19 protein-coding genes are annotated in these 19,361 nt (G+C 72.5%); 8 read left to right on the forward strand and 11 right to left on the reverse strand.

Going from position 1 to position 19,361, the window contains the following annotated elements; translation table 11 throughout:
• The first annotated feature begins 1 nt into the window (after position 1).
• Together GQQ92_RS01790 and GQQ92_RS01795 are read left to right on the forward strand one after the other, a co-directional pair.
• Positions 2 to 1,237: a hypothetical protein gene (locus GQQ92_RS01790; protein WP_156997522.1), complete on the forward strand. Its 1,236-nt coding sequence runs from the start codon at positions 2 to 4 to the stop codon at positions 1,235 to 1,237.
• Positions 1,238 to 1,375: 138 nt separating this feature from the next.
• On the forward strand, positions 1,376 to 1,549 hold the full coding sequence (locus tag GQQ92_RS01795; RefSeq protein ID WP_022890614.1) for a DUF3117 domain-containing protein: 174 nt from the start codon (positions 1,376 to 1,378) through the stop codon (positions 1,547 to 1,549).
• Between the two features lie 134 nt (positions 1,550 to 1,683).
• Here GQQ92_RS01795 and GQQ92_RS01800 read toward each other — a convergent pair whose 3' ends face one another.
• Positions 1,684 to 2,316: an O-methyltransferase gene (locus tag GQQ92_RS01800; RefSeq protein ID WP_156997523.1), complete on the reverse strand. Its 633-nt coding sequence runs from the start codon at positions 2,314 to 2,316 to the stop codon at positions 1,684 to 1,686.
• Between the two features lie 89 nt (positions 2,317 to 2,405).
• Here GQQ92_RS01800 and GQQ92_RS01805 point away from each other — a divergent pair, with 89 nt between their 5' ends.
• A complete protein-coding gene (locus tag GQQ92_RS01805) occupies positions 2,406 to 2,795 on the forward strand; it encodes a sec-independent translocase (RefSeq protein WP_156997524.1) in 390 nt (129 codons plus the stop codon).
• A 207-nt stretch (positions 2,796 to 3,002) separates the two neighbouring features.
• On the opposite strand, the gene GQQ92_RS01810 is transcribed toward GQQ92_RS01805, so the two are convergent.
• The gene (locus GQQ92_RS01810; protein WP_232057428.1) at positions 3,003 to 4,553 is read right to left on the reverse strand and encodes a succinic semialdehyde dehydrogenase; all 1,551 of its coding nucleotides are present in this window, start codon (positions 4,551 to 4,553) and stop codon (positions 3,003 to 3,005) included.
• 69 nt (positions 4,554 to 4,622) lie between these two features.
• On the opposite strand from GQQ92_RS01810, the gene GQQ92_RS01815 reads away from it, so the two are divergent.
• Together GQQ92_RS01815 and GQQ92_RS01820 are read left to right on the forward strand one after the other, a co-directional pair.
• Entirely contained in the window at positions 4,623 to 6,032 is a 1,410-nt protein-coding gene (locus GQQ92_RS01815) for an MFS transporter (protein ID WP_156997526.1), read from the forward strand.
• Positions 6,033 to 6,034: 2 nt separating this feature from the next.
• Complete coding sequence (locus GQQ92_RS01820; protein ID WP_156997527.1) at positions 6,035 to 7,588, forward strand: pyridoxal phosphate-dependent decarboxylase family protein; 1,554 nt, start codon at positions 6,035 to 6,037, stop codon at positions 7,586 to 7,588.
• Between the two features lie 42 nt (positions 7,589 to 7,630).
• On the opposite strand, the gene GQQ92_RS01825 is transcribed toward GQQ92_RS01820, so the two are convergent.
• Genes GQQ92_RS01825 through GQQ92_RS01840 form a run of 4 tightly spaced genes read right to left on the reverse strand, consistent with a single transcriptional unit; the run spans position 7,631 to position 11,639 of the window.
• Entirely contained in the window at positions 7,631 to 8,605 is a 975-nt protein-coding gene (locus GQQ92_RS01825) for a hypothetical protein (protein WP_156997528.1), read from the reverse strand.
• Positions 8,606 to 8,610: 5 nt separating this feature from the next.
• Positions 8,611 to 9,801 carry an Mrp/NBP35 family ATP-binding protein gene (locus GQQ92_RS01830; protein WP_156997529.1) on the reverse strand — a complete coding sequence of 397 codons (1,191 nt, stop codon included), beginning with the start codon at positions 9,799 to 9,801 and terminating at the stop codon, positions 8,611 to 8,613.
• The gene (locus GQQ92_RS01835) at positions 9,782 to 10,318 is read right to left on the reverse strand and encodes a DUF1003 domain-containing protein (RefSeq protein ID WP_156997530.1); all 537 of its coding nucleotides are present in this window, start codon (positions 10,316 to 10,318) and stop codon (positions 9,782 to 9,784) included. Before GQQ92_RS01835 ends, GQQ92_RS01830 begins: the two co-directional genes overlap by 20 nt.
• Positions 10,305 to 11,639 carry a magnesium transporter MgtE N-terminal domain-containing protein gene (locus GQQ92_RS01840; protein ID WP_156997531.1) on the reverse strand — a complete coding sequence of 445 codons (1,335 nt, stop codon included), beginning with the start codon at positions 11,637 to 11,639 and terminating at the stop codon, positions 10,305 to 10,307. Before GQQ92_RS01840 ends, GQQ92_RS01835 begins: the two co-directional genes overlap by 14 nt.
• Before the next feature lie 32 nt (positions 11,640 to 11,671).
• On the opposite strand from GQQ92_RS01840, the gene GQQ92_RS01845 reads away from it, so the two are divergent.
• Complete coding sequence (locus GQQ92_RS01845) at positions 11,672 to 12,475, forward strand: general stress protein (protein WP_232057429.1); 804 nt, start codon at positions 11,672 to 11,674, stop codon at positions 12,473 to 12,475.
• Positions 12,476 to 12,505: 30 nt separating this feature from the next.
• Here the strand turns inward: GQQ92_RS01845 and GQQ92_RS01850 are convergent, their stop codons facing one another.
• Together GQQ92_RS01850 and GQQ92_RS01855 are read right to left on the reverse strand one after the other, a co-directional pair.
• Positions 12,506 to 14,071, reverse strand: a complete 1,566-nt coding sequence (locus GQQ92_RS01850; RefSeq protein ID WP_156997532.1) for an aminopeptidase P family protein — start codon at positions 14,069 to 14,071, stop codon at positions 12,506 to 12,508.
• Positions 14,072 to 14,124: 53 nt separating this feature from the next.
• Positions 14,125 to 15,150, reverse strand: coding sequence for an endonuclease/exonuclease/phosphatase family protein (locus GQQ92_RS01855; protein ID WP_156997533.1), 1,026 nt, complete (start codon positions 15,148 to 15,150; stop codon positions 14,125 to 14,127).
• Between the two features lie 67 nt (positions 15,151 to 15,217).
• On the opposite strand from GQQ92_RS01855, the gene GQQ92_RS01860 reads away from it, so the two are divergent.
• A complete protein-coding gene (locus tag GQQ92_RS01860; protein WP_156997534.1) occupies positions 15,218 to 16,090 on the forward strand; it encodes a PHP domain-containing protein in 873 nt (290 codons plus the stop codon).
• Positions 16,091 to 16,200: 110 nt separating this feature from the next.
• Here GQQ92_RS01860 and GQQ92_RS01865 read toward each other — a convergent pair whose 3' ends face one another.
• Positions 16,201 to 17,727 carry a DEAD/DEAH box helicase gene (locus GQQ92_RS01865; RefSeq protein ID WP_156997535.1) on the reverse strand — a complete coding sequence of 509 codons (1,527 nt, stop codon included), beginning with the start codon at positions 17,725 to 17,727 and terminating at the stop codon, positions 16,201 to 16,203.
• A gap of 131 nt (positions 17,728 to 17,858) precedes the next feature.
• Between GQQ92_RS01865 and GQQ92_RS01870 the strand changes: the two genes are divergently transcribed.
• Positions 17,859 to 18,572, forward strand: a complete 714-nt coding sequence (locus GQQ92_RS01870; RefSeq protein ID WP_156997536.1) for a ferritin-like fold-containing protein — start codon at positions 17,859 to 17,861, stop codon at positions 18,570 to 18,572.
• 185 nt (positions 18,573 to 18,757) lie between these two features.
• Here GQQ92_RS01870 and GQQ92_RS01875 read toward each other — a convergent pair whose 3' ends face one another.
• Together GQQ92_RS01875 and GQQ92_RS01880 are read right to left on the reverse strand one after the other, a co-directional pair.
• The gene (locus GQQ92_RS01875) at positions 18,758 to 19,084 is read right to left on the reverse strand and encodes a hypothetical protein (RefSeq protein ID WP_197738031.1); all 327 of its coding nucleotides are present in this window, start codon (positions 19,082 to 19,084) and stop codon (positions 18,758 to 18,760) included.
• 1 nt (position 19,085) lies between these two features.
• On the reverse strand, positions 19,086 to 19,310 hold the full coding sequence (locus GQQ92_RS01880) for a DUF3107 domain-containing protein (protein WP_156997537.1): 225 nt from the start codon (positions 19,308 to 19,310) through the stop codon (positions 19,086 to 19,088).
• Positions 19,311 to 19,361 lie beyond the last annotated feature (51 nt).

Raw genomic sequence — 19,361 nt, forward strand, 5'->3', positions numbered from 1 at the left:
CATGACCGACGCGACCGCCGACACGGCGCGCGAACCCGACCCGTTCCGTCTGACCCGGTGGTCGCCCCGGGTGCGCTGGCGTGTCTCGCCGTGGTGGCTGCGGGTGCTGCTCGTGTACGCGGCCTCGCGCGTCGTGACGACCGTCTTCGTGACGACGCTCGCGAGCGTGCAGGGGGCGAACCCGTGGACGGCCGCGAAGCCCGGCTACTTCGAGTTCGCGAACATGTGGGACGCCCGCTGGTACCAGATCATCCAGCTCGCGGGGTATCCGAGCGTGCTCCCGCTGACCGACGACGGGCACGTCGCCGAGAACGCCTGGGCGTTCATGCCGGTCTATCCGGCCGTCGTCGGCGCGCTGACGTGGCTCCAGATCCCGTGGAACGTCGCCTCGGTGCTCGTCTCGCTCGCCGCCGGGCTCGGCGCCGCGCTCGTGTTCCATCGCCTCATGTCGCGGTTCCTCGCGCCCGACCGGGCCATGTTCGCGGTCGTGCTCTTCTGCGTGGCGCCGGTCGCGCCCATCATGCAGTTCGGCTACGCCGAGGCGCTCGGATACCTGCTCCTCGCGACCGCGCTGCTCCTCCTCGTCGACCGCCGGTACGCGTGGCTGTTCCCGGTGATCGCCGTCTGGTCGTTCACGCGGCCGGGCGCGCTGGCCTTCGCCCTCACACTCGGACTGCACTGGCTCTGGCGGTGGTGGCGTCGGCACGACGACCCGTTCCCGATGCGGGAACGCGTGCTCGCGGCATCCGTCACCGGCTTCGCCGTGATCTGCGGCTTCGCCTGGTTGCTCGTGGCGGGCGCCGTGACCGGCGACCTGCACGCCTACACCGACACCGAGCTCGCCTGGCGCGCCGCGTACATCGGCTACGGCGAGCTCGTGCCGTTCACGGCCTGGTTCCAGTCGGGCGGATGGTGGCTCGGACAACCCCTCGGCACGATCGCGGTCGTCGCGCTCGTCGTCGCGTTCGCGCTCGTGCTGCTCTCCCCGGCGGTGCGCCGTCTCGGCGTCGACATCCGGCTCTGGTCGCTGAGCTACGCGCTCTACCTCCTGGCCGTGTTCTTTCCGCAGTCGAGCGTGTTCCGCATCGCCTCGCCGCTGTTCCCGTTGCTCGGAGCCGCCGCGATCCCGCGGGCCCGCTGGTATCGCTGGGGCATCGTGATCGTGTTCCTCGCGCTGCAGGTCGGATGGCTGCTCATCGCGTGGGGCATCGACGGCAGCGACTGGACCCCGCCCTGAGACGCCGGGAGGGCCTCTGCCGACGCCGCGCCGCCGGGTCTCGTGGCGCCCGATGTCGTCCACAGGCTCACGGCGATTTCTCAGGAGTGCTTCGAATGACCGATAATGGAATGAGACAGCCACGAAAGGGGTAGCTCAATGGCGGCCATGAAGCCACGCACCGGAGACGGGCCTATGGAGGCTGTGAAGGAGGGGCGTCTGATCATCGTGCGGGTTCCGCTCGAGGGAGGCGGCCGTCTCGTCGTCTCGGTCAACGACGCTGAGGCCAAGGAGCTCTACGACGTGCTCGCCGGCGTCGTCAACCCGGCCTGATCAGTTCCATAGGTTTCGAGCCGAGCCCGCAGTGCGGTGCTCGGCTCGAGGCACGTCCGGGGTCCGTTCGGGTTCGCGCCCTGCCCCTGTTTCGGGCTCGGTTTCGGGGCCGATCAGGCGCTGCAAGGCGCCGATCAGGCGCCGAGCTTGACGATCTGGAGCAGGCCGTCTCCGGCCGGCGAGACCGCGGTCGCGACCGCAGGCGAGGCGGCGAGCTCGGAGATGAGCGCGCGGAACGCCGTGGCCTCTTCGTCGCGGCGGGCCGGGTCGGACACGCGACCCCGCCAGAGGGCGCGTGCGACGAGGACCGTGCCGCTCGGCTTCGCGAGGCGCAGCCCGTGCTCGACGTACTCGATCACGAGGCCGGGATCGGCGTCGATGACGACGAGGTCGTAGGAGTTCTCGTTCATGCGCGGCAGCACCTCGCTGGCCCGGCCGGCGATGAGGCGCACACGCGCGGCCGCGATGCCCGCGTCGGCGAAGTTCTCGCGTGCGGCCTGCAGGTACTCGTTCTCGGTGTCGATCGAGGTCAGGAGCGCGCCCCGGGCGGCCTGCAGCATGCTGAGGCCCGAGACGCCCACGCCCGTGCCGATCTCGATGATCGACTCCGCGCGAGCGGCGGCCGCGATGACCGCGAGCTGGGCGCCGACGGAGGGGGAGACGGGATCGATGCCGAGCTCGACGGACTGCTGCCGGGCGCGGGCGACCGCTTCGGTCTCGACGACGGACTCGTCGACGTACTTCCAGTTCAGGTCACGTTCGGACACGATGGGGCTCCCGGCACTCTCTCAACGCCCAAGCCTACGGCCCGGTCCGCGTGTGAATCGCACGCCTCGCCGCCGACTATCCTGTATGGATGTTCGGTCTGACGTTCGAGAAACTCCTCATCATCGGGGTGATCGCCGTCTTCCTGCTCGGTCCCGAACGTCTGCCCCACTACGCCGCCCAGCTCGGAAAGTTCGTGCGCTCGATGCGCGACTTCGCGAACGGCGCCAAAGATCGCATGCGCGAGGAGATGGGCCCAGAGTTCGACGACGTCGACTGGCAGAAGCTCGATCCGCGTCAGTACGACCCGCGCCGCATCATCCGCGACGCGCTGAGCGACGCCGACCCGTTCGCCGAGCCCGCGAAGCCGGTCGTGGCACGCGCCGGCGTCAACGAGAATTCGGCGTACCTCCAGCGCAAGCGCAAGCGCGACGCCCTCGGCGCGGGCGAGGTCGCGCCGTTCGACTCGGAGGCCACCTGATCGGTGCGCGTCGCCTGCGACCAAGCCGCGCGACGGCCGAGCCGCTTCGTGGTCGCCGTGCCGTGTTCGTGACCGCCGTGCAGGAAACTGGGAGGCATCCCCTCCTGTCAGCCGGGATGGCGCCTCGTTTCCTGCATCCGCGCACGGCGCGAGTCGGGGGATGCCGCGCATGGCGCGGTCGTGCTGCGCCGGGTGCGGCGCACGGCGTCAGGCCCGGCGGATCGCCTTCAGCGCCTGTGCGACGAGCGTCATGACCGGCACGAGCGTGCGGTACTCGGCGGCCGTGCGCGGCAGCGGCACGAGGCCCGTCGCGCGTGAGACGGTGACCGGCTCGACGAAGCGCAGCAGGCCCTCGTGGCCGTTGCGCCGGCCGACGCCCGACTGCTTGACCCCGCCCATGGGCGCGGCCACGGCCGAGAACGACCCGCGGTAGCCCTCGTTGATGTTGATGCTGCCGGCCTCGAGCTGGTCGGCCACGCGCGAGGCGTGCTTCAGCGAACCCGAGAAGATCGACGCGTTGAGCCCGTACTGGCTGCGGTTCGCGGCGCTGACGGCTTCGGCGTCGTCGTCGACGAGGTAGAGCGAGGCGATCGCGCCGAAGGTCTCGTCTGCGTAGACGCTCATGTCGGGGGTGACCCCGGTGAGCACCGTCGGCTCGAAGAACCACGGACCGAGGTCGGGGCGGTGCCGGCCGCCCACGAGCACGGTCGCTCCCTTGGCGACCGCGTCGTCGAGGTGCCCCTGCACGCGAGCGAGCTGCGCGGCGCTCGTGAGCGAGCCGTAATCGGCCCGGTACTCGAGCTCGGAGCCGAGCACCGCGTCGTTCAGTCGAGCGACGAGCTCCTGCTGGAACGGCCCGGCCACCCGACGGGAGACGTAGAGGCGCTCGACCGAGACGCAGAGCTGGCCCATCGCCGAGAACGCGGCGTGCGCCGCACCCCGGGCCGCGTCGACGGGGTCGGCGTCGGCGAGCACGAGCAGGGCGTTCTTGCCGCCGAGCTCGAGCGAGGCGCCCACGAGGCGCCGGCCGGCCTTCTCGGCGACCTTGCGGCCGGTCGCCGTCGACCCCGTGAAGCAGATGTAGTCGGCGACATCCGTGACCGCTTCGCCGACCTCGGCGGCCTCGCCCGTGACGACGGCCCAGAGCGCCTCGGGCACCCCGGCGTCGATGAACGCGCGTCGCAGCGCGAGGATCGACAGGGCGCCCTGGTCGTCGGCCTTCTGCACGACGGCGCAGCCCGCAGCGAGGGCAGGCACGACGTCCATGGCCGCGAGGCTCAGCGCATAGTTCCAGGGGGTGATGACGCCCGCGACGCCCTTCGGCCGGTACCGCACGCTCGCGGTCATGACGGTGGGGATGCCGCCGCGGCGTGCGCCGCCGCGCAGCGCCCTGCGGGCGGTGACGGCGTTGTAGCGCGTGACGCTCGCCGCCTGGAAGACCTCTTCGAACGCCTGCCCGCGGGTCTTGCCGCTCTCGAGCTGGATCAGGTCGAGCAGGAGCTCGCGCCGGGCGAGCACGAGATCGTGCGCGCGGAGGAGGATGCGTCGGCGCTCGGCGAAGCCGGCCCTGGCCCACGCCACCTGGGCGATGCGGGCGCGTGCGGTCGCGTCGTGCACGTCCTCGGCGCTCGAACGCGGCAGCAGGTGCAGCGTCTCGCCGGTGGACGGCGTCGGCACCTCGACCGTGCGGTCGCCCGAAGCGACGATCTCGGCGGTGAGGCGGGCGTACAGGTCGGGGGAGGCCAGGGTGGCGCGCATGTCGGACATTCTAGGACAGTTGACCCACTCTGGTCCGATCCGGTCTCCGGAGCCGATTACACTGCCTCCATGACCGCAACGGAGCGCCCCCTCTCCCGCGGCGTCATCACCCGCTACGCCATCGGTTCGCTCGGCACCGGCGGGTTCGCGACGCTGCCGGGACTCGTCCTCGTCTTCTACATGACCGACACCCTCGGTGTCACCGCACTCGTCGCGGGACTCGTGGTGACGGCGGCGAAGGTGTGGGACGTCGTCATCGACCCGTGGATCGGCGAGCACAGCGACCGTGCGCTCGCCCGCACCGGCACGCGCCGCACGTGGATGCGCGTGGGCGCGATCGCGCTGCCCGTCGGGTTCCTGCTCACGTTCGCCGTGCCCGCGGACTTCGGCCCCGCGGCATCCGGCGTCTGGGTGTTCCTCGCCTTCCTCGCGACGGCGACGGCGTTCAGCCTGTTCCAGGTGCCGTACATCGCGCTTCCCGCCGAGCTCACGTCCGACTACGACGCCCGCACCCGATTGCTCTCCTGGCGGGTCGTCGTGCTGAGCCTCGCGATCCTGCTGTTCGGCGCGGGCGGTCCGGCATTGCGCCGCATGGGCGGCGACGACGAGGCGCTCGGGTATCTCGTCATGGCGCTCGTCGCGGGCGTCGTCATCGGCGCGGGCATGCTGGTCGCGGTCACGACGGCCCCGCGCGGGCTCCCCGCTGCGCAGGCGCCGCGCCTCGGCATCCGAGCGGCGTACGCCGAGGGCATCGCGGCCCTGCGCCGGAGCGCCCCGTTCCGGGCCCTGCTCGCGACCTTCGTGCTGCAGGGCCTCGCGACCGGCGTCATGCTCGCGGGCGCCAATTACGTGGCGGTGTGGGTGCTGCACAGCGAGGATGCGCTCACGCTGCTGTTCGTCGCCCTCATCGCGCCCGCCGTGCTCTGCGCCCCGGTGTGGAGCCGCATCTCCCGCGCGGTGGGCAAGGAGCGCGCGTTCCGCTGGGCGAGCCTGCTGTTCGCGGTCGCCGCACTCAGCATGGTCGGCATGATCTGGGCGCCGGGCGCGTGGGTGTACCTGCCCGTCGCGCTCGCCGGCGCCGCCTACGCGGGCATGCAGACCCTGCCCATGGCGATGCTGCCCGACGTCATCTCGCACGACGCCCGCGAGCACGGCGAGGGCCGTGCCGGCAGCTTCGGCGGCATCTGGACCGCGGGCGAGACGGCGGGCATGGCGCTCGGCGCGACGGTGCTCACGATCGTGCTCGCGCTCACCGGCTACCTCGAATCGACGGGCTCGACGGTCGTCGAGCAGCCCGACGCCGCAGTGGCGGGCATCGCCGTGAGCTTCAGCGCCGTGCCCGCGGTGCTCGTGTTCCTCAGCCTGCTGCCGCTCGCGCGGTACGGGCTGCGCCGTCACGACATCGAGGCGGATGCCGCCGACACCGACCCCTCGGCCACGGCCCCGACACCCCGCAACGACACGCAGGAGACGATGTGACCATGAACGGATTCCGACGCGACCCAGAAGACGTGCTGGCCGAGCTCGCGGCGCTGCGCGAGGGCGATGCCCCGACGCACGGCGGACGCGTGCTCTCGTACGTGTACGACTCCGGACTCGCCGAGCTCGACGAGCTCTCGGCTCGGGCGGCGCGCCTCGTGCAGCCGGTCAACGGACTCGACCCGACGACGTTCACCTCGGTCGCGGCGATGGAGGCCGGCATCGTCGGGTTCGCGCGCCGGGTGTTCCACGGCGAGGCCGACGGGGTCGGTGGGGCCGACGGGGCCGACCGTTCCGATTCGGCCGAGGTCGTCGTCGGCACGGTCACCTCCGGCGGCACCGAGAGCTGCCTGCTCGCCGTGAAGACGGCGCGCGACGCCTGGCGTTCGGTGCGCGCGGGCACGCCCCGCGTCCCGCGCATCGTCGCGCCGATCACGGTGCACGCGGCGTTCCACAAGGCGGCCGAGTACTTCGGGCTCGCGCTCGACCTCGTGCCCGTCGATCCGCAGACCGGCACGCTCGCGGCATCCGCGATCGAGGATCGCCTGGGCGACGATGTCGCGCTCGTGGTCGTATCGGCCCCGTCGTACCCGTTCGCGACCCTCGACCCGGTGGCGGATGTCGCGGCGGTGTGCCGTGCGCGCGGCATCGCGTTGCACGTCGACGCGTGCATCGGCGGCTTCGCGCTCGGCTTCTGGCCCGACGACCTGCCGACTTGGGACTTCGCGGTGCCGGGCGTCACGAGCCTCTCGGCCGATCTGCACAAGTACGGCTACGCGCCGAAGGGCGTGTCGGTCCTGCTCACGCGCGGGCGCGATCGTCAGCGGCACCAGTACTTCCGCACGACGGGGTGGCCGGGGTATCCCGTCGTGAACCCGACGATGACGGGATCGAAGCCGGCGGGTCCGCTCGCGGCGGCCTGGGCGATCACGGAGGTGCTCGGCGACGAGGGCTTCGCGTCGCTGTCGGCGAAGACGGCGCGGGCGACGGCCGCGCTGCGGGAGACGGTCGAGGGCATCGAGGGCCTCCGCGTCGTCGGCCGGCCGACGGGCCCGCTGTTCGCGGTCGCGACCGACGAGCGGGTCGAGGAGCACCTTCGCGTCGATCCGCATCACTGGGCGGATGCCGCGCGCCAGGCCGGGTGGTTCCTGCAGCTGCAGCCCGGCATCGTGCAGGCCGACGGCTCTCGCCTGCCGCACACGACGCACCTCACCGTCACGCCGGTGACCGAGGACGTCGTGCCCGAACTGGCGGCCGCGCTCGTGGTCGCCGCCGACGCGGTGCGCGGCGTGCCGAAGGTCGACGGCGAACTCGTGCTCGCGGGCCTCGCCGACGCCCTGCCCGGCGGCCTCGAGCCGTTGCTGGCCTCGGACGCGGGCCTCGACTCCGACACCGCGGCCGGTCTGCTGGGCGCCATCGGGCTGCTCGGCGGCGAGGGCGGCGGGCTTCCCGCGCAGATGGCTCCCGTGCTCGCGCTCGTCGAGGCGCTGCCGTCGCAGCTCACGGGGCGCCTCCTCGTCGAGCTGCTGGCGCGCGTGGTCGAGCCTCGCGGCTGAGTTCCGCGCCGGGGCGGGCGACCTGCACGGTGCGGGCCGTCCTCAGGTCGAGGGCAGTCCGCAGCGTTCGGTGAAGTAGGCGAACAGGTCGGCCTTGAGCGATGCGGGTGCGCGCACCTCGTACTGCCCCGACCATCCCTCGCTCGTCGTGATGACGAGCGGGAGGATGGTGCCGCGCTTGTCCTCGGCGCCCGCGTGCGGGTCGCACCTTGCCGGGCGCACGGGCAGCGAGATCGTCGTGGGCGCGTCGGATGCCTCGATGTGCGCCGTCGTCGTCGACCAGTTCAGGCCGTCCTCGGCCGACAGCAGCGTCGTGCCGAGCACCTCCGAGAGATCGACCGACGCGTCGCCGTCACCGGTCGGCTCGACCTCGATGTCGAGGAACGCGCGCCGGTCGACGCCCGAACCGGTCGACCGCAGGCGGTCGGCGAGGGTGAAGCTCGCAACGCGCTCGACCGCGGCGGTGAGGCATCCGGAGTTCTGCAGGCGCGGGAGCGTGTCGTAGGGGTCGTCGGCCTCGATCGTACCGGTCGCCGCAGCGCCGGCCTCGGGTGCGGCCCCCGCTTCGTCGTCGCCCGTCGCGACCACGGTGAGCGTCACCTCGGCGGGTCCGGGGTCGCCGTCGCAGCGTGCGGGCGTGAGGTCGACGCGGTACTGCACGGACCGCCCGGCGGGGATCGTGCGCGGGCCCTCGAAGTGCAGTCCGGGCTCGAGGCCCGGCGCCTCGACATCGAACGAGGAGAACCACAGGTCGGCGCCCGTCGCGTTGTCGATCTCCACCACGAGGCGGCCGTCGACCACGTCCTGTCTGCTCTGCAGGATGCTCGTGGTGAGGCCGTCGGGCAGCCGGGCGGCAGCGGTCGTGGGCTCGGGTGTCGACGTCGCGCAGGAGACGAGCGCCACGGCGAGCACCGCGGCGGGCACCGCGCGGCCGGATGTCGCGACGAGCCCGGTCGCGGGGCGCGGGCGCCGCCCGGCCGCACGCCGGCCGCTGCGGGAAGCGGTGGCGCGCGGCATCCGGATCACCGCACCGAGACGTCGAGCCGGCGGCCCGAGAGCCGGCGTGGACGCGTCGCGATGGCCTCGGCGACCCGTTCGATGGCGCGGGCGGCCGGGTCGTCGGGGGAGCCGGCCACGACGGGCTCGCCCGCGTCGCCGCCCTGCCGCAGGGCGATGCTGAGCGGCACGCTCGCGATGAGCGGCACCGCCTCGTCTTGCCCCTCGGAGAGACGGCGCGACACCTCCTCGCCGCCGCCGGAGCCGAACAGGTCGAGCACGGTGCCGTCGGCGCCCGGGAGGCCGGCCATGTTCTCGACGACGCCGATGATGCGCTGCCCCGTCTGCCGGGCGACGACGCCCGACCGCTCGGCGACGTCGGCCGCTGCCGGCTGGGGGGTCGTGACGACGAGCACCTCGGCGTTCGGCAGCAGCTGGCCGAGCGAGATCGCGATGTCGCCCGTTCCGGGCGGCAGGTCGACGAGCAGCACGTCGAGGTCGCCGAAGTAGACGTCGGTGAGGAACTGGTTGAGGGTGCGGTGCAGCATCGGGCCGCGCCAGGCCACGGCCGTGGACGAGGCACGCGCGCCGGGTTCGGCGGGCTCGACGAACATGCCGATCGAGATGACCTTCACGCCGTGCGCCACGGGCGGCAGGATCATGTCGTTCACCTGCGTGGGACGCGCCGCGAGCCCGTCCTCGTCGACGAGGCCGAGCAGCGCCGGGATCGAGAAGCCGTGCACGTCGGCGTCGACGAGCCCGACCGAGAGGCCGCGAGCGGCGAGCGCCACCGCGAGGTTCGCGGTCAGGGTCGACTTGCCGACGCCGCCCTTGCCGCTGGTGACCGCCACGACCCGGGTGAGCGTGCCGGGGCCGAACGGGTTGCCGCGGGCCGCCTTGCCGCCGCGCAGGCGTTCGGTGAGCGCGGTGCGCTGCTCGGGCGTCATCACGGTGAGCGTCACGTCGACCGCGCCCTCGCCGGCCACCGCCTCGGCGGCCTGCCGCACATCGCGCTCGATACGGTCTGATGCGGGGCATCCGACGATGGTGAGGCGGATGACGACGGCCACCCGGCCTCGCTCGTCGGCCGAGACCGATCCGACCATGTCGAGCTCGGTGATCGGCCTGCGGATCTCGGGGTCGATGACGGACCCGAGCGCGCGGAGGACCGCGGCCTCGAGCACGTCGCCGGCCGCGTCAGCCTCGGGGCGCGGCATTCGCGGAATCCTCGTCGCCGGCACGGTCGGCCTGAGCGCGGTCGAGTTCTTCGAGCACGGCTCGCAGCTCGGACCGGATGAAGTCCTTCGAAGCCAGGTCCTTCACGGCCAGCCGCAGCGCGACGACCTCGCGCGCGAGGTACTCGGTGTCGGCGAGATTGCGCTCGGCCCGCTGGCGGTCCTGCTCGATCTGCACGCGGTCGCGGTCGTCCTGACGGTTCTGCGCGAGGAGGATGAGCGGCGCCGCGTAGGAGGCCTGGAGGCTGAGCACGAGCGTCAGGGCCGTGAACCCGTTGGCGGCCGAGTCGAAGCGGAGGTCTTCGGGCATGAGCGTGTTCCACGCGAGCCAGAGCACGCAGAACAGGGTGAGGCCGAGGAGGAACCAGGGCGTGCCCATGCCGCGCGCGACGAGTTCGGTGAAGCGGCCGAACCGGTCGCTGTCGCCGCCGCTGCGGAACGGGGCGCGACGGCTGCCCTTCGGGGTGTCGAACCGACGTTCGTCGTTACCTCGTGCCATCTCCTGCCCTCCTTCCGCTCGTCGGGATCGGGATGCTGCCCGTCGTCAGCTGCGCACGGGCGGTGGCGCGTTTGCTCACCTCGTCTTCGTCTTCAGGATGGCTTCGCCAGTCGTCGGGCAGCAGGTAGTCGAGCACGTCGTCGATCGTCACGACGCCGACGAGGCGGTGCTTCTCGTCGATGACCGGCACCGACACGAGGTCGTAGCTCGCGAGGATGCGGCTCACCTCGGCCGCCGAGGTGTCGGCGCCGACCGGTTCGAGCCCCTGGTCGATGAGCGTCCCGAGCCGCTCGTGCGGGGGGTACCGGAGCATGCGCTGGAAGTGCACGATGCCGAGGAAGCGGCCCGTGGGCGCCTCGTACGGCGGCAGGGTCACGCAGACCGCGGCGCCGAGCGCGGGGGGCAGGTCGTGGCGGCGGATGAGGGCGAGGCCCTCGGCGACGGTCGCATCGGCCGAGACGATGATCGGCTCGGTGGTCATCAGGCCGCCGGCCGTGTCGGGCCCGTACGACAGGAGCATGCGAACGTCTTCGGCCTCTTCGGGCTCCATGAGCTCGAGCAGGTGCTCGCCGCGCTCCTCGGGGAGCTGGGCGATGAGGTCGGCCGCGTCGTCGGGCTGCATGTGGTCGAGCACATCGGCGGCGCGGTCGTCGCCGAGGCCGCCGAGGATCTCGACCTGGTCGGCCTCGGGCATCTCTTCGAGCACGTCGGCGAGCCGGTCGTCGGAGAGCTCCTCGGCGACCTCCTGCCGCCGTGCGACCGGCAGGTCGAGCAGCGTGTTGGCGAGGTCGGCGGGCTTCAGCTCGGAGTAGGTGGCGATGAGGTGCTCGGCCGACTGGGCCTCGCCGGTGCGCGCGCTCTCGCTCACCTCGCGCCAGGTGACGTAGGCGGACTGGCCCTTGGAGAACGGCGAGGCGCCCTTGGGCCGGCGCACGAAGAGCTGCTCGACCTCCCACTCGCCCTGCTCCTGCTCCTCGATCGAGACGTCTTCGATGGAGGCCTCGCCCGAGCCGTCGTTGAAGCGCACCTTGCGGCCGAGCATCTCGGCGATCACGCGCACCTCGCCGCCGCGCTGTTCGAAGCGGCGCAGGTTGATGAGCCCGGTCGTGATGATCTGGCCGTTGCCGATCGAGGTCACGCGCCCGATGGAGAGGAACACGCGGCGCTTGCCCGGGACCTCGACGATGAGGCCGACCACGCGGGGCGGATCGTTCTTGCGGTAGACGACGAGGACGTCGCGCACCTTTCCGACCCGATCGCCGGCGGGGTCGAAGACGGCGCACCCGGCGAGTCGGGCGACGAAGACTCTCGTTGCGCTCACGGTACAAACTTAGCCCGTGGGAGGATGGACGGGTGAGCAACCAATCGCCGTTCGGCGGACGCATGGCCCGCGCCTTCCCCACACTGCCGCAGGGCGAGACCGTCGCGACCTTCGAGACCTACGCCGAGGCGCAGTCCGCCGTCGATGCGCTCGCGAAGGCCGAGTTCCCCGTGAAGGAGCTGGCGATCGTCGGCACGGGGCTCACGAGCGTCGAGCGCATCACGGGCAAGCTCACGTGGGGCCGCGCGGCCGGCACCGGCGCGCTCTCGGGTGCCTGGTTCGGAACCTTCCTCGGCCTGCTGTTCTTCATCTTCGCGCCCTCGCCGTCGTCGGTGGGCATCCTGCTCTCCGCGGTGCTCATCGGCGCCGGCTTCGGCATGATCTTCAGCGTCGTGTCGTACTCGGTCAACCGCCGTCGCCGCGACTTCACCTCGATCGCGCAGGTGCTCGCGACCCGGTACTCGATCGTCGCCGAGACCGCGCACGTCGAGCGGGCACGTCAGGTGCTGCACGTGACGGATGTCCCGGAGCCGGCGCTGCCGACCCGAACCTCGGGCGGCACGCCCGAGCCATCGGCGCCGACGCAGACCTTGGCTCCCCGCTACGGCGAGCGGTCGGATGCCGCGACCGCGGGTGCCGCCTCCGTGAGCGGAGACGGTGCGAGCGAGGCATCCGACGCCGCGGCCTCCGACGCGGCAGCATCCGACTCCTCGGGCGAGCCCGATGCCGCGGGTGATGGCGAACCCGCCGAACCGCAGGGGCTCACCTACGGCGAGGCGCTCGACGCCGCCCGCAAGGCCGAGCGCGAGCGCCGGCGGGCGGGCGACGACGCCTGAGCGGTTCGGTCGCCCGGGGTCGCCGACGGATCAGCGGCGAGCGGCGCCCTGCACCCACGCCTCGACCTCGGCCACGGTGCGGGGGATGCCGATCGAGAGGTTCTCGGCTCCGTCGGCGGTGACGAGGATGTCGTCCTCGATGCGGACGCCGATGCCGCGGAATTCCTCGGGGACCGTGAGGTCGTCGGCCTGGAAGTAGAGGCCGGGCTCGATCGTGAAGACCATGCCGGCCTTCAGCTCGCCGTCCATGTACATCTCGCGGCGCGCCTGCGCGCAGTCGTGCACGTCGAGGCCGAGGTGGTGGCTCGTGCCGTGCACCATGTATCGCCGATGGAACTGGTTCTCGGGTCGCAGCGACTCCTCGGCCGACACGGGGAGGAAGCCCCATTCGGCGGTCTTGCGCGCGATGACGGCCATCGCGGCCGCGTGCACGTCGCGGAAGACCGCGCCGGGACGCACGACCTCGAACGCGGCATCCGCAGCCTCGAGCACGGCCTCGTAGACCTGGCGCTGCACGTCGGAGAACGTGCCGTTGACGGGGAAGGTGCGCGTGATGTCGGCCGTGAAGTAGCTGTCGAGCTCGACGCCGGCGTCGAGGAGCACGAGATCGCCGGGCACGACGGGCCCGTCGTTGCGGGTCCAGTGCAGGATGGTCGCGTGCGGCCCCGCGGCGGCGATCGACCCGTAGCCGACGTCGTTGCCCTCGAGACGCGCACGGGTCGAGAACACGCCCTCGATGACGCGCTCGCCGCGCACCTCGGAGGTGATGCGCGGCAGCTCGGCGAAGACGTCGGTGAACCCGCGCTGCGTCGCGTCGACCGCGGCGCGCATCTCGGCGATCTCGAACTCGTCCTTCACGAGCCGCAGCTCGGAGAGCACCCGCGCGAGCTCGGCGTCGGGCTCGTGATCGCCGCCCACCTCGAGTGAGAACGGGGCGTCGGACGCGTTCGTCGACAGCGCCTCCTCTGCGGCGAACCGGATGCGGGCGTGGTCGACGCGCTCGGTGATCGCGGCGTCGGCCTCGCGGAGCACGAGCGTCGCCGTGTCGACGGCGTCGATCACGCGGTCGAACTCGTCGAGGCCGCGGGCCGCGACGTCGAGGTCGGCCGAGACGTGCTCGAGCGAGGGGCGCGGCCCGATCCAGAACTCGCCGATGGCGGGGTTCGCGTAGAACTCCTCGGAGTCGCGCCCGGCGCGCTCGCGGAAGTAGACGGTCGCGTCGTGGCCGTCGCCCGTCGGTTCGAAGACGAGCACCGCACCCGGCTCGGAGTCGGAGCCCCACCCGGTGAGGTGGGCGAACGCGGTGTGCGCGCGGAACGGGTAGTCGGTGTCGTTCGCCCGCTGCTTCATGTCGCCGGCGGGCACGATCAGACGGATGCCGCGGAACGCCGCGGAGACGGCCGCCCGCCGCCGTGCCGCGTAGGCGGCCTGCTCCCGCGCGGGCGGCAGGGCCTCGTCGCGCGCGGCCCAGCCGCTGCTGATGAAGTCCTTGAACCCCTCGGAGCCGGGCGTGGTCGAACGGTTCGCGTTGCGGCCCGTCTCGTCGGCGGTCGCCGCTGCCGGGGTCTCGGTCGTTGAGGTGTCGCTGGAGTCCATGCCTCCATTCTCGCACCGCTCGTCGAGACCGGGCTGGGCGATCCCCGAAGGCGTCAGGCGGACGGCGAGAGGGTCGCGACGATGGGTCGGTGATCGCTGCCGGCCGCGTCGAGCTCGCCCACGACGCGGAACGCGTCGACCTGCCAGCCCGGGGTCGCGAGCACGTGGTCGATCGGGCTCGCGAGCAGCTGCGGCAGGTCGGTCGGCCAGGTACCGAGGCCCGCGGAACCCGCCTGCACCGCGGCATCCGCGCAGTCTCCGAGGTCGCCGCCGTTGGTGCCGCGACCGGCGAAGTGGTCGACCGTGGCGTTGAAGTCGCCCGCCATGATGACGTTGCCGCCCGCGCACTGCTCGGCGAGCCAGTCGAGGTCGCTGCGCCAGTTGCGCAGCTCCCAGCGGATCGGCGCGACGGCGTGCACCGCGACGATGCGCGGCCCCTCGCCCGAGACCGGGTCGGCCACCACCGAGGGGAGCGTGTTCGTGTTGCCGGGCGGGCCGGGCACGAGCGCGGAGGTCACCTCGTAGTCGCCGAGGTCGGGGGAGATCAGGATGGTGGTCGAGCGAGCCTTCGCGACGTCGTCGAACGCGGCCGTATGCACCCACATCGGGCTGCCGCCCTCCCGCATCGCGACCGCGACGTCTTCGCCGAGCGGGCCGGTCGTCTCCGGCAGCACGACGACGTCGGCCGACTCCGAGAGGGCGAGGTCGGCGACGGTGGAGGCGTCGGGCACCTCGCCGAGCGTGTTCCAGCTCAGCACCGTGACGGCGTCGGATGCCGCGTCGCCGGCCGCCTCCGTCGACGCGAAGCCGCGCGCCGTGAGCACCGCCGCGTTGCCCGCCGCGAACAGCGCGCACACCGCCGCGAGCCCGAACGCCACGGTGCGGAGCGGACGCGCGAAGGCGAGCAGTAGCAGGAGCACCGCCGCGACCAGCGCGCCGAGTCCGGCGACGCCGCGGAGCGCGACGACATGCGCGAACACCCACTGGTTCTGCAGGCCGAGCGCTTGGGGCCAGAGCAGGAGGGCGGCGAGGAGCGCGGAGCCGGAGACGAGGATCCAGCCGAGGATGCGGGGGAGCATCCCTCCAAGCTAGGGGACGAGTCTATGGCGGAGCCGAATCCCGCGGGCGCGGCCCTAGCATGGTGGGATGGCTTCGTCGTCGGCATCCGTGATCGGTGAGGCCGACCTGCACGTGCACTCGACGGTGTCCGACGGCACGGGCGCCCCGGCCGAGCTCCTCGCCGAGGCGGCCGAGGTCGGCCTGTCGGCCATCGCCCTGACCGACCACGACTCGACCGCCGGCTGGGCCGAGGCGGCGGCCGCGGTGCCGTCGAGCGGGGTCGCCCTCATCCCGGGCATGGAGCTGTCGACGCGCGAGCAGTACACGAGCGTGCACGTGCTCGCCTACCTCTTCGACCCCTTCGACGAGGCGCTGCTCGCCGAGACCACCCGCATCCGCGAGTCGCGCATGACGCGGGCCGAGCAGATCGTCCGGCGCATCGCGCGCGACTACCCGCTCACGTGGGACGACGTGCTCGCCCAGACCGCCGTGGGGGCGACGGTCGGGCGTCCGCACATCGCCGACGCCCTCGTCGCCCGGGGCCACGTGTCGACGCGGTCGGCGGCCTTCGCCGGCATCCTGCATCCGCGGCACGGCTATGCGAGCCCGCACTACGCCCCCGACCCGCTCACGGGCGTGCGCCTGATCCGCGCGGCCGGCGGCGTGCCCGTGCTCGCGCATCCCGGTGCGCGCGGCGCCGAGCACGTCGTGCCGCGGGAGCGCCTGCGACAGCTCGTCGACGCCGGGCTCTTCGGCCTCGAGATCGACCACCCCGAGAACGACCCCGGGTCCAAGCCGCGCCTGCACGCCCTCGCCGCCGAGTTCGGCCTCGCCGTCACCGGGTCGAGCGACTACCACGGCACCGGCAAGACCAATCGCCTCGGCCAGGAACGCACGCCCGGCGAGGTCGTCGCGCGCATCGTGGCCGAGGCCACCGGAACGTCGCCCGTGCTGCCCTGACCGCGCCGAGGTGTCGTCGAGGGGAGCATCGGTCACGAGACGACGAAGAGCGGATGCCTCGCGGCATCCGCTCTTCGCGTCGTTCGTGTCGTGCGCGGTCGCGCCCGAGGTCAGGCCTGCGGCGCCGTTCCGCCGGTCGATCCGGCCGGACGCGGACCGCGGCGACGACGGCGCCGACGCGGGGCGGCGTTGCCGTCGTGGTGCTCGCTGCCGCCGCCGTCGTGGGTGCCGGTGCCGGGCTCGCGGGTCGCGGTCGCGGTCTCGCCGGAGGCGGGTGCGGATGCCGCGGGCTCGGTGCTGCCCGTCGACGCGGCCGAGGCCGTGTCGCCCTCGCTGCGGCCGCCGCGCGTGCGCTGCCGCGAACGGGTGCTGCGGGGTGCCCGGGCGGAGTCGCCGTCGCGTTCGCTCCGGCCGGCGGTGCTCGAGCGCGTCGGGGCGGCCGTCGGGGCGGCGGGCTTCAGCCGGCCCTTGGTACCGGCCGGGATGTCGAGGTCGGTGAACAGGTGCGGGCTCGACGAGTACGTCTCGGTCGGCTCGGGCTGGCCGAACTCGAGTGCGCGGTTGATGAGCGCCCACTTGTGCAGGTCGTCCCAGTCGACGAACGTGACGGCGATGCCGGTCTTGCCCGCGCGGCCGGTGCGGCCCGCGCGGTGCAGGTACGTCTTGTCGTCGTCGGGGATGGTGTGGTTGATCACGTGGGTGACGTCGTCGACGTCGATGCCTCGCGCCGCGACATCCGTGGCGATCAGGATGTCCTTCTTGCCGGCCTTGAACGCGGCCATGGCGCGCTCGCGCTGGTCCTGGTTCAGGTCGCCGTGCACCGCGGCCGCGTTGAAGCCGCGGTCGTTGAGCTCTTCGACGAGCTTGGCCGCAGCGCGCTTCGTGCGCGTGAAGATGACGGTCTTGCCGCGGCCCTCGGCCTGGAGGATGCGCGAGATCACCTCGTCCTTGTCGAGCGAGTGCGCCCGGTAGACGAGGTGCTTGATGTTCGCCTGCGTGAGGCCCTCGTCGGGGTCGGTCGCGCGGATGTGGATGGGCTTGGACATGAACCGGCGCGCGAGCGCGACGATCGGCCCGGGCATGGTCGCCGAGAAGAGCATGGTGTGGCGGTTCGCCGGGGTCTGCGCGAACAGCTTCTCGATGTCGGCGAGGAAGCCGAGGTCGAGCATCTTGTCGGCCTCGTCGAGGACCATCTCCTCGACGTTCTTCAGCGAGAGGAGGCGCTGCGAGGCGAGGTCGAGCAAGCGGCCGGGCGTGCCGACCACGATCTGGGCGCCGGCCTTGATCTGCTCGATCTGGCCCTCGTACGCCTTGCCGCCGTAGATGGACACGATCTTCGTCGGTCGGTTGGAGGTGGCGAGCTCGAGGTCTTCGGTCACCTGGACGCACAGCTCGCGCGTGGGCACGACGACGAGCACCTTGACGCCCGGCTCGGGGTCGTCGCCGAGGCGCTGGATGATCGGGAGGCCGAACCCGAAGGTCTTGCCCGTGCCGGTCTTGGCCTGGCCGATGATGTCCTGGCCGGAGAGGGCGAGGGGGATCGTCTGCTCCTGGATGGGGAAGGCATCGATGATGCCCTTGGTCGCGAGCGCGTCGATGATGTCGGACGCGACGCCGAGTTCTGCGAATGTAGTCAAGAATCTGCCTGTCGGTAGAGCGGAAGTGATGCGCCCTGCTTCTCCTCAGGCGCAACGGCTGCGGGTCCGATGCCCGCATGCACGTCCCAGCCTAACCGAGACCGGCCGAACGCCTCGGATAGGCTGTGCACGTGGTGTCCTGGATCAGTCGACGCGGTGCGCGTCCCGAAGCGCCGCGACTGCGGCCCCGCGTCGCGCCGACCGAGTTGACGAAGGTCGACTTCACCGAGCTCGTGCCCGAGCCCGTGCCGTTCCTCGGCCAGGCCGCGTACATCCAGCTCGAGTTCTTCGAGGGGCTCGCGCTCGCGGTCCGCACCGCGCCTGACCTCGGCGCGAAAGAGGGGCTGAGCGCGGCCGCGGGCATCGCGCTCGGCAAGCACCACGACCTCATCGCCGAGCTCCGGCGGTCCGGCGTCGAGCCCGTCGACGTGATGGCGCCCTTCGCGCCCGCGACCGATCGGCTGCGCCGCGCCTGGACCGACGCCGACTGGTACGAGCTGCTGCTCGGCATCCACATCACGTCGGGCATGCTCGACGGCTACTTCTCGAGTCTCGCAGGCGGGCTCCCGGCCGATGTCTCGCGTCGCGTGCGCGGCATCCTCGACCGCGGCGGCGCGGGCACCGTGCTCGAGACCCAACTCGCGAGCGCCATCGCCGCGCAGCCGGGCCTCGCCGACCGACTCGCCCTGTGGGGCCGGAGCCTCGTGGGCGACACGCTGCTCATCGCGCGCTCGGCGCTGCGCGCCTCCGACGCGCGCGGGCTCGACGAACGGGTCGAGCCGATCTTCACCGAGCTCATCGCCGACCACACCCGGCGCATGGACGCGCTCGGCCTCACCGCCTGATCGAGCGGGCGGGCCGGTTGGCGCACCGCCCCTTCGTGCACCGATGCCGGGCCCCGGCGCCGGCGCCGGCACCGCACGCCGGCGGAGCCTCGGCAGGCGCACCGCTGGCGACGACGCGAACGGACCGCGCCCTCCGAGGAGGGAGCGGTCCGTTCGGTGTCGATTCGCGGGCGGGCCCGCGCGGCTCAGCGCGCGGGGGTCGCGCTCGTGTTCGTGCTCGCGCCCGGGCGCACCAGGCGCTCGAAGAGCGCGACATCCGCCCGCTCGCGTCGCGGCCCGATGAGGTAGGCCGTCGCCGCGGCGGCGAGGCCGGCCACGACGAGCGAGACCGCCCAGATCCAACCGCCGTCCCATGCCCAGCCGAGCCAGGTGAGCGCGACCCACACGACGGCCGCGACGCCCGCGCCGATCGACGGGACCAGCATGACGCCGTGCGAGCGGCGCAGGGGCAGCAGATAGCGGGCCGCGATGCCGAGGATCGCCCCGCCGAGCACCACGAAGAGCAGTTCCATGTCAGGCGACGAATCCGACGCGGCGGGCCTCGACGCCGCTGATCTCGACGTACGCCAGAGCGGCGGCCGGAACCAGGAACACCGTGCCCTTCGAGTCGACGAACTCGAGGGACTTCGCGTCGCCGGCGAGAGCCGCCGCGACCTGGGCCTTGACCTCCTCGGGCGACTGAGACGACTCGAAGCCGAGTTCGCGAGGGGAGTTCTGAATGCCGATCCGTACGTCCACAGTGGGGGCCTTTCTGTCCTTGCGACCACACTAGGACACGGCTCGCGGGCG

The sequence above is a fragment of the Agromyces terreus genome (genome assembly GCF_009749465.1).
Taxonomy (GTDB): domain Bacteria; phylum Actinomycetota; class Actinomycetes; order Actinomycetales; family Microbacteriaceae; genus Agromyces; species Agromyces terreus.

Coding starts and splice junctions, on each gene's coding strand:
- GQQ92_RS01790 (WP_156997522.1), top strand. CDS start 2: ATGACCGACGCGACCGCCGACACGGCGCGCGAACCCGACCCGTTCCGT.
- GQQ92_RS01795 (WP_022890614.1), top strand. CDS start 1,376: ATGGCGGCCATGAAGCCACGCACCGGAGACGGGCCTATGGAGGCTGTG.
- GQQ92_RS01805 (WP_156997524.1), top strand. CDS start 2,406: ATGTTCGGTCTGACGTTCGAGAAACTCCTCATCATCGGGGTGATCGCC.
- GQQ92_RS01810 (WP_232057428.1), bottom strand. CDS start 4,553: ATGCGCGCCACCCTGGCCTCCCCCGACCTGTACGCCCGCCTCACCGCC.
- GQQ92_RS01815 (WP_156997526.1), top strand. CDS start 4,623: ATGACCGCAACGGAGCGCCCCCTCTCCCGCGGCGTCATCACCCGCTAC.
- GQQ92_RS01820 (WP_156997527.1), top strand. CDS start 6,035: ATGAACGGATTCCGACGCGACCCAGAAGACGTGCTGGCCGAGCTCGCG.
- GQQ92_RS01825 (WP_156997528.1), bottom strand. CDS start 8,605: ATGCCGCGCGCCACCGCTTCCCGCAGCGGCCGGCGTGCGGCCGGGCGG.
- GQQ92_RS01830 (WP_156997529.1), bottom strand. CDS start 9,801: ATGCCGCGCCCCGAGGCTGACGCGGCCGGCGACGTGCTCGAGGCCGCG.
- GQQ92_RS01835 (WP_156997530.1), bottom strand. CDS start 10,318: ATGGCACGAGGTAACGACGAACGTCGGTTCGACACCCCGAAGGGCAGC.
- GQQ92_RS01850 (WP_156997532.1), bottom strand. CDS start 14,071: ATGGACTCCAGCGACACCTCAACGACCGAGACCCCGGCAGCGGCGACC.
- GQQ92_RS01855 (WP_156997533.1), bottom strand. CDS start 15,150: ATGCTCCCCCGCATCCTCGGCTGGATCCTCGTCTCCGGCTCCGCGCTC.
- GQQ92_RS01860 (WP_156997534.1), top strand. CDS start 15,218: ATGGCTTCGTCGTCGGCATCCGTGATCGGTGAGGCCGACCTGCACGTG.
- GQQ92_RS01875 (WP_197738031.1), bottom strand. CDS start 19,084: ATGGAACTGCTCTTCGTGGTGCTCGGCGGGGCGATCCTCGGCATCGCG.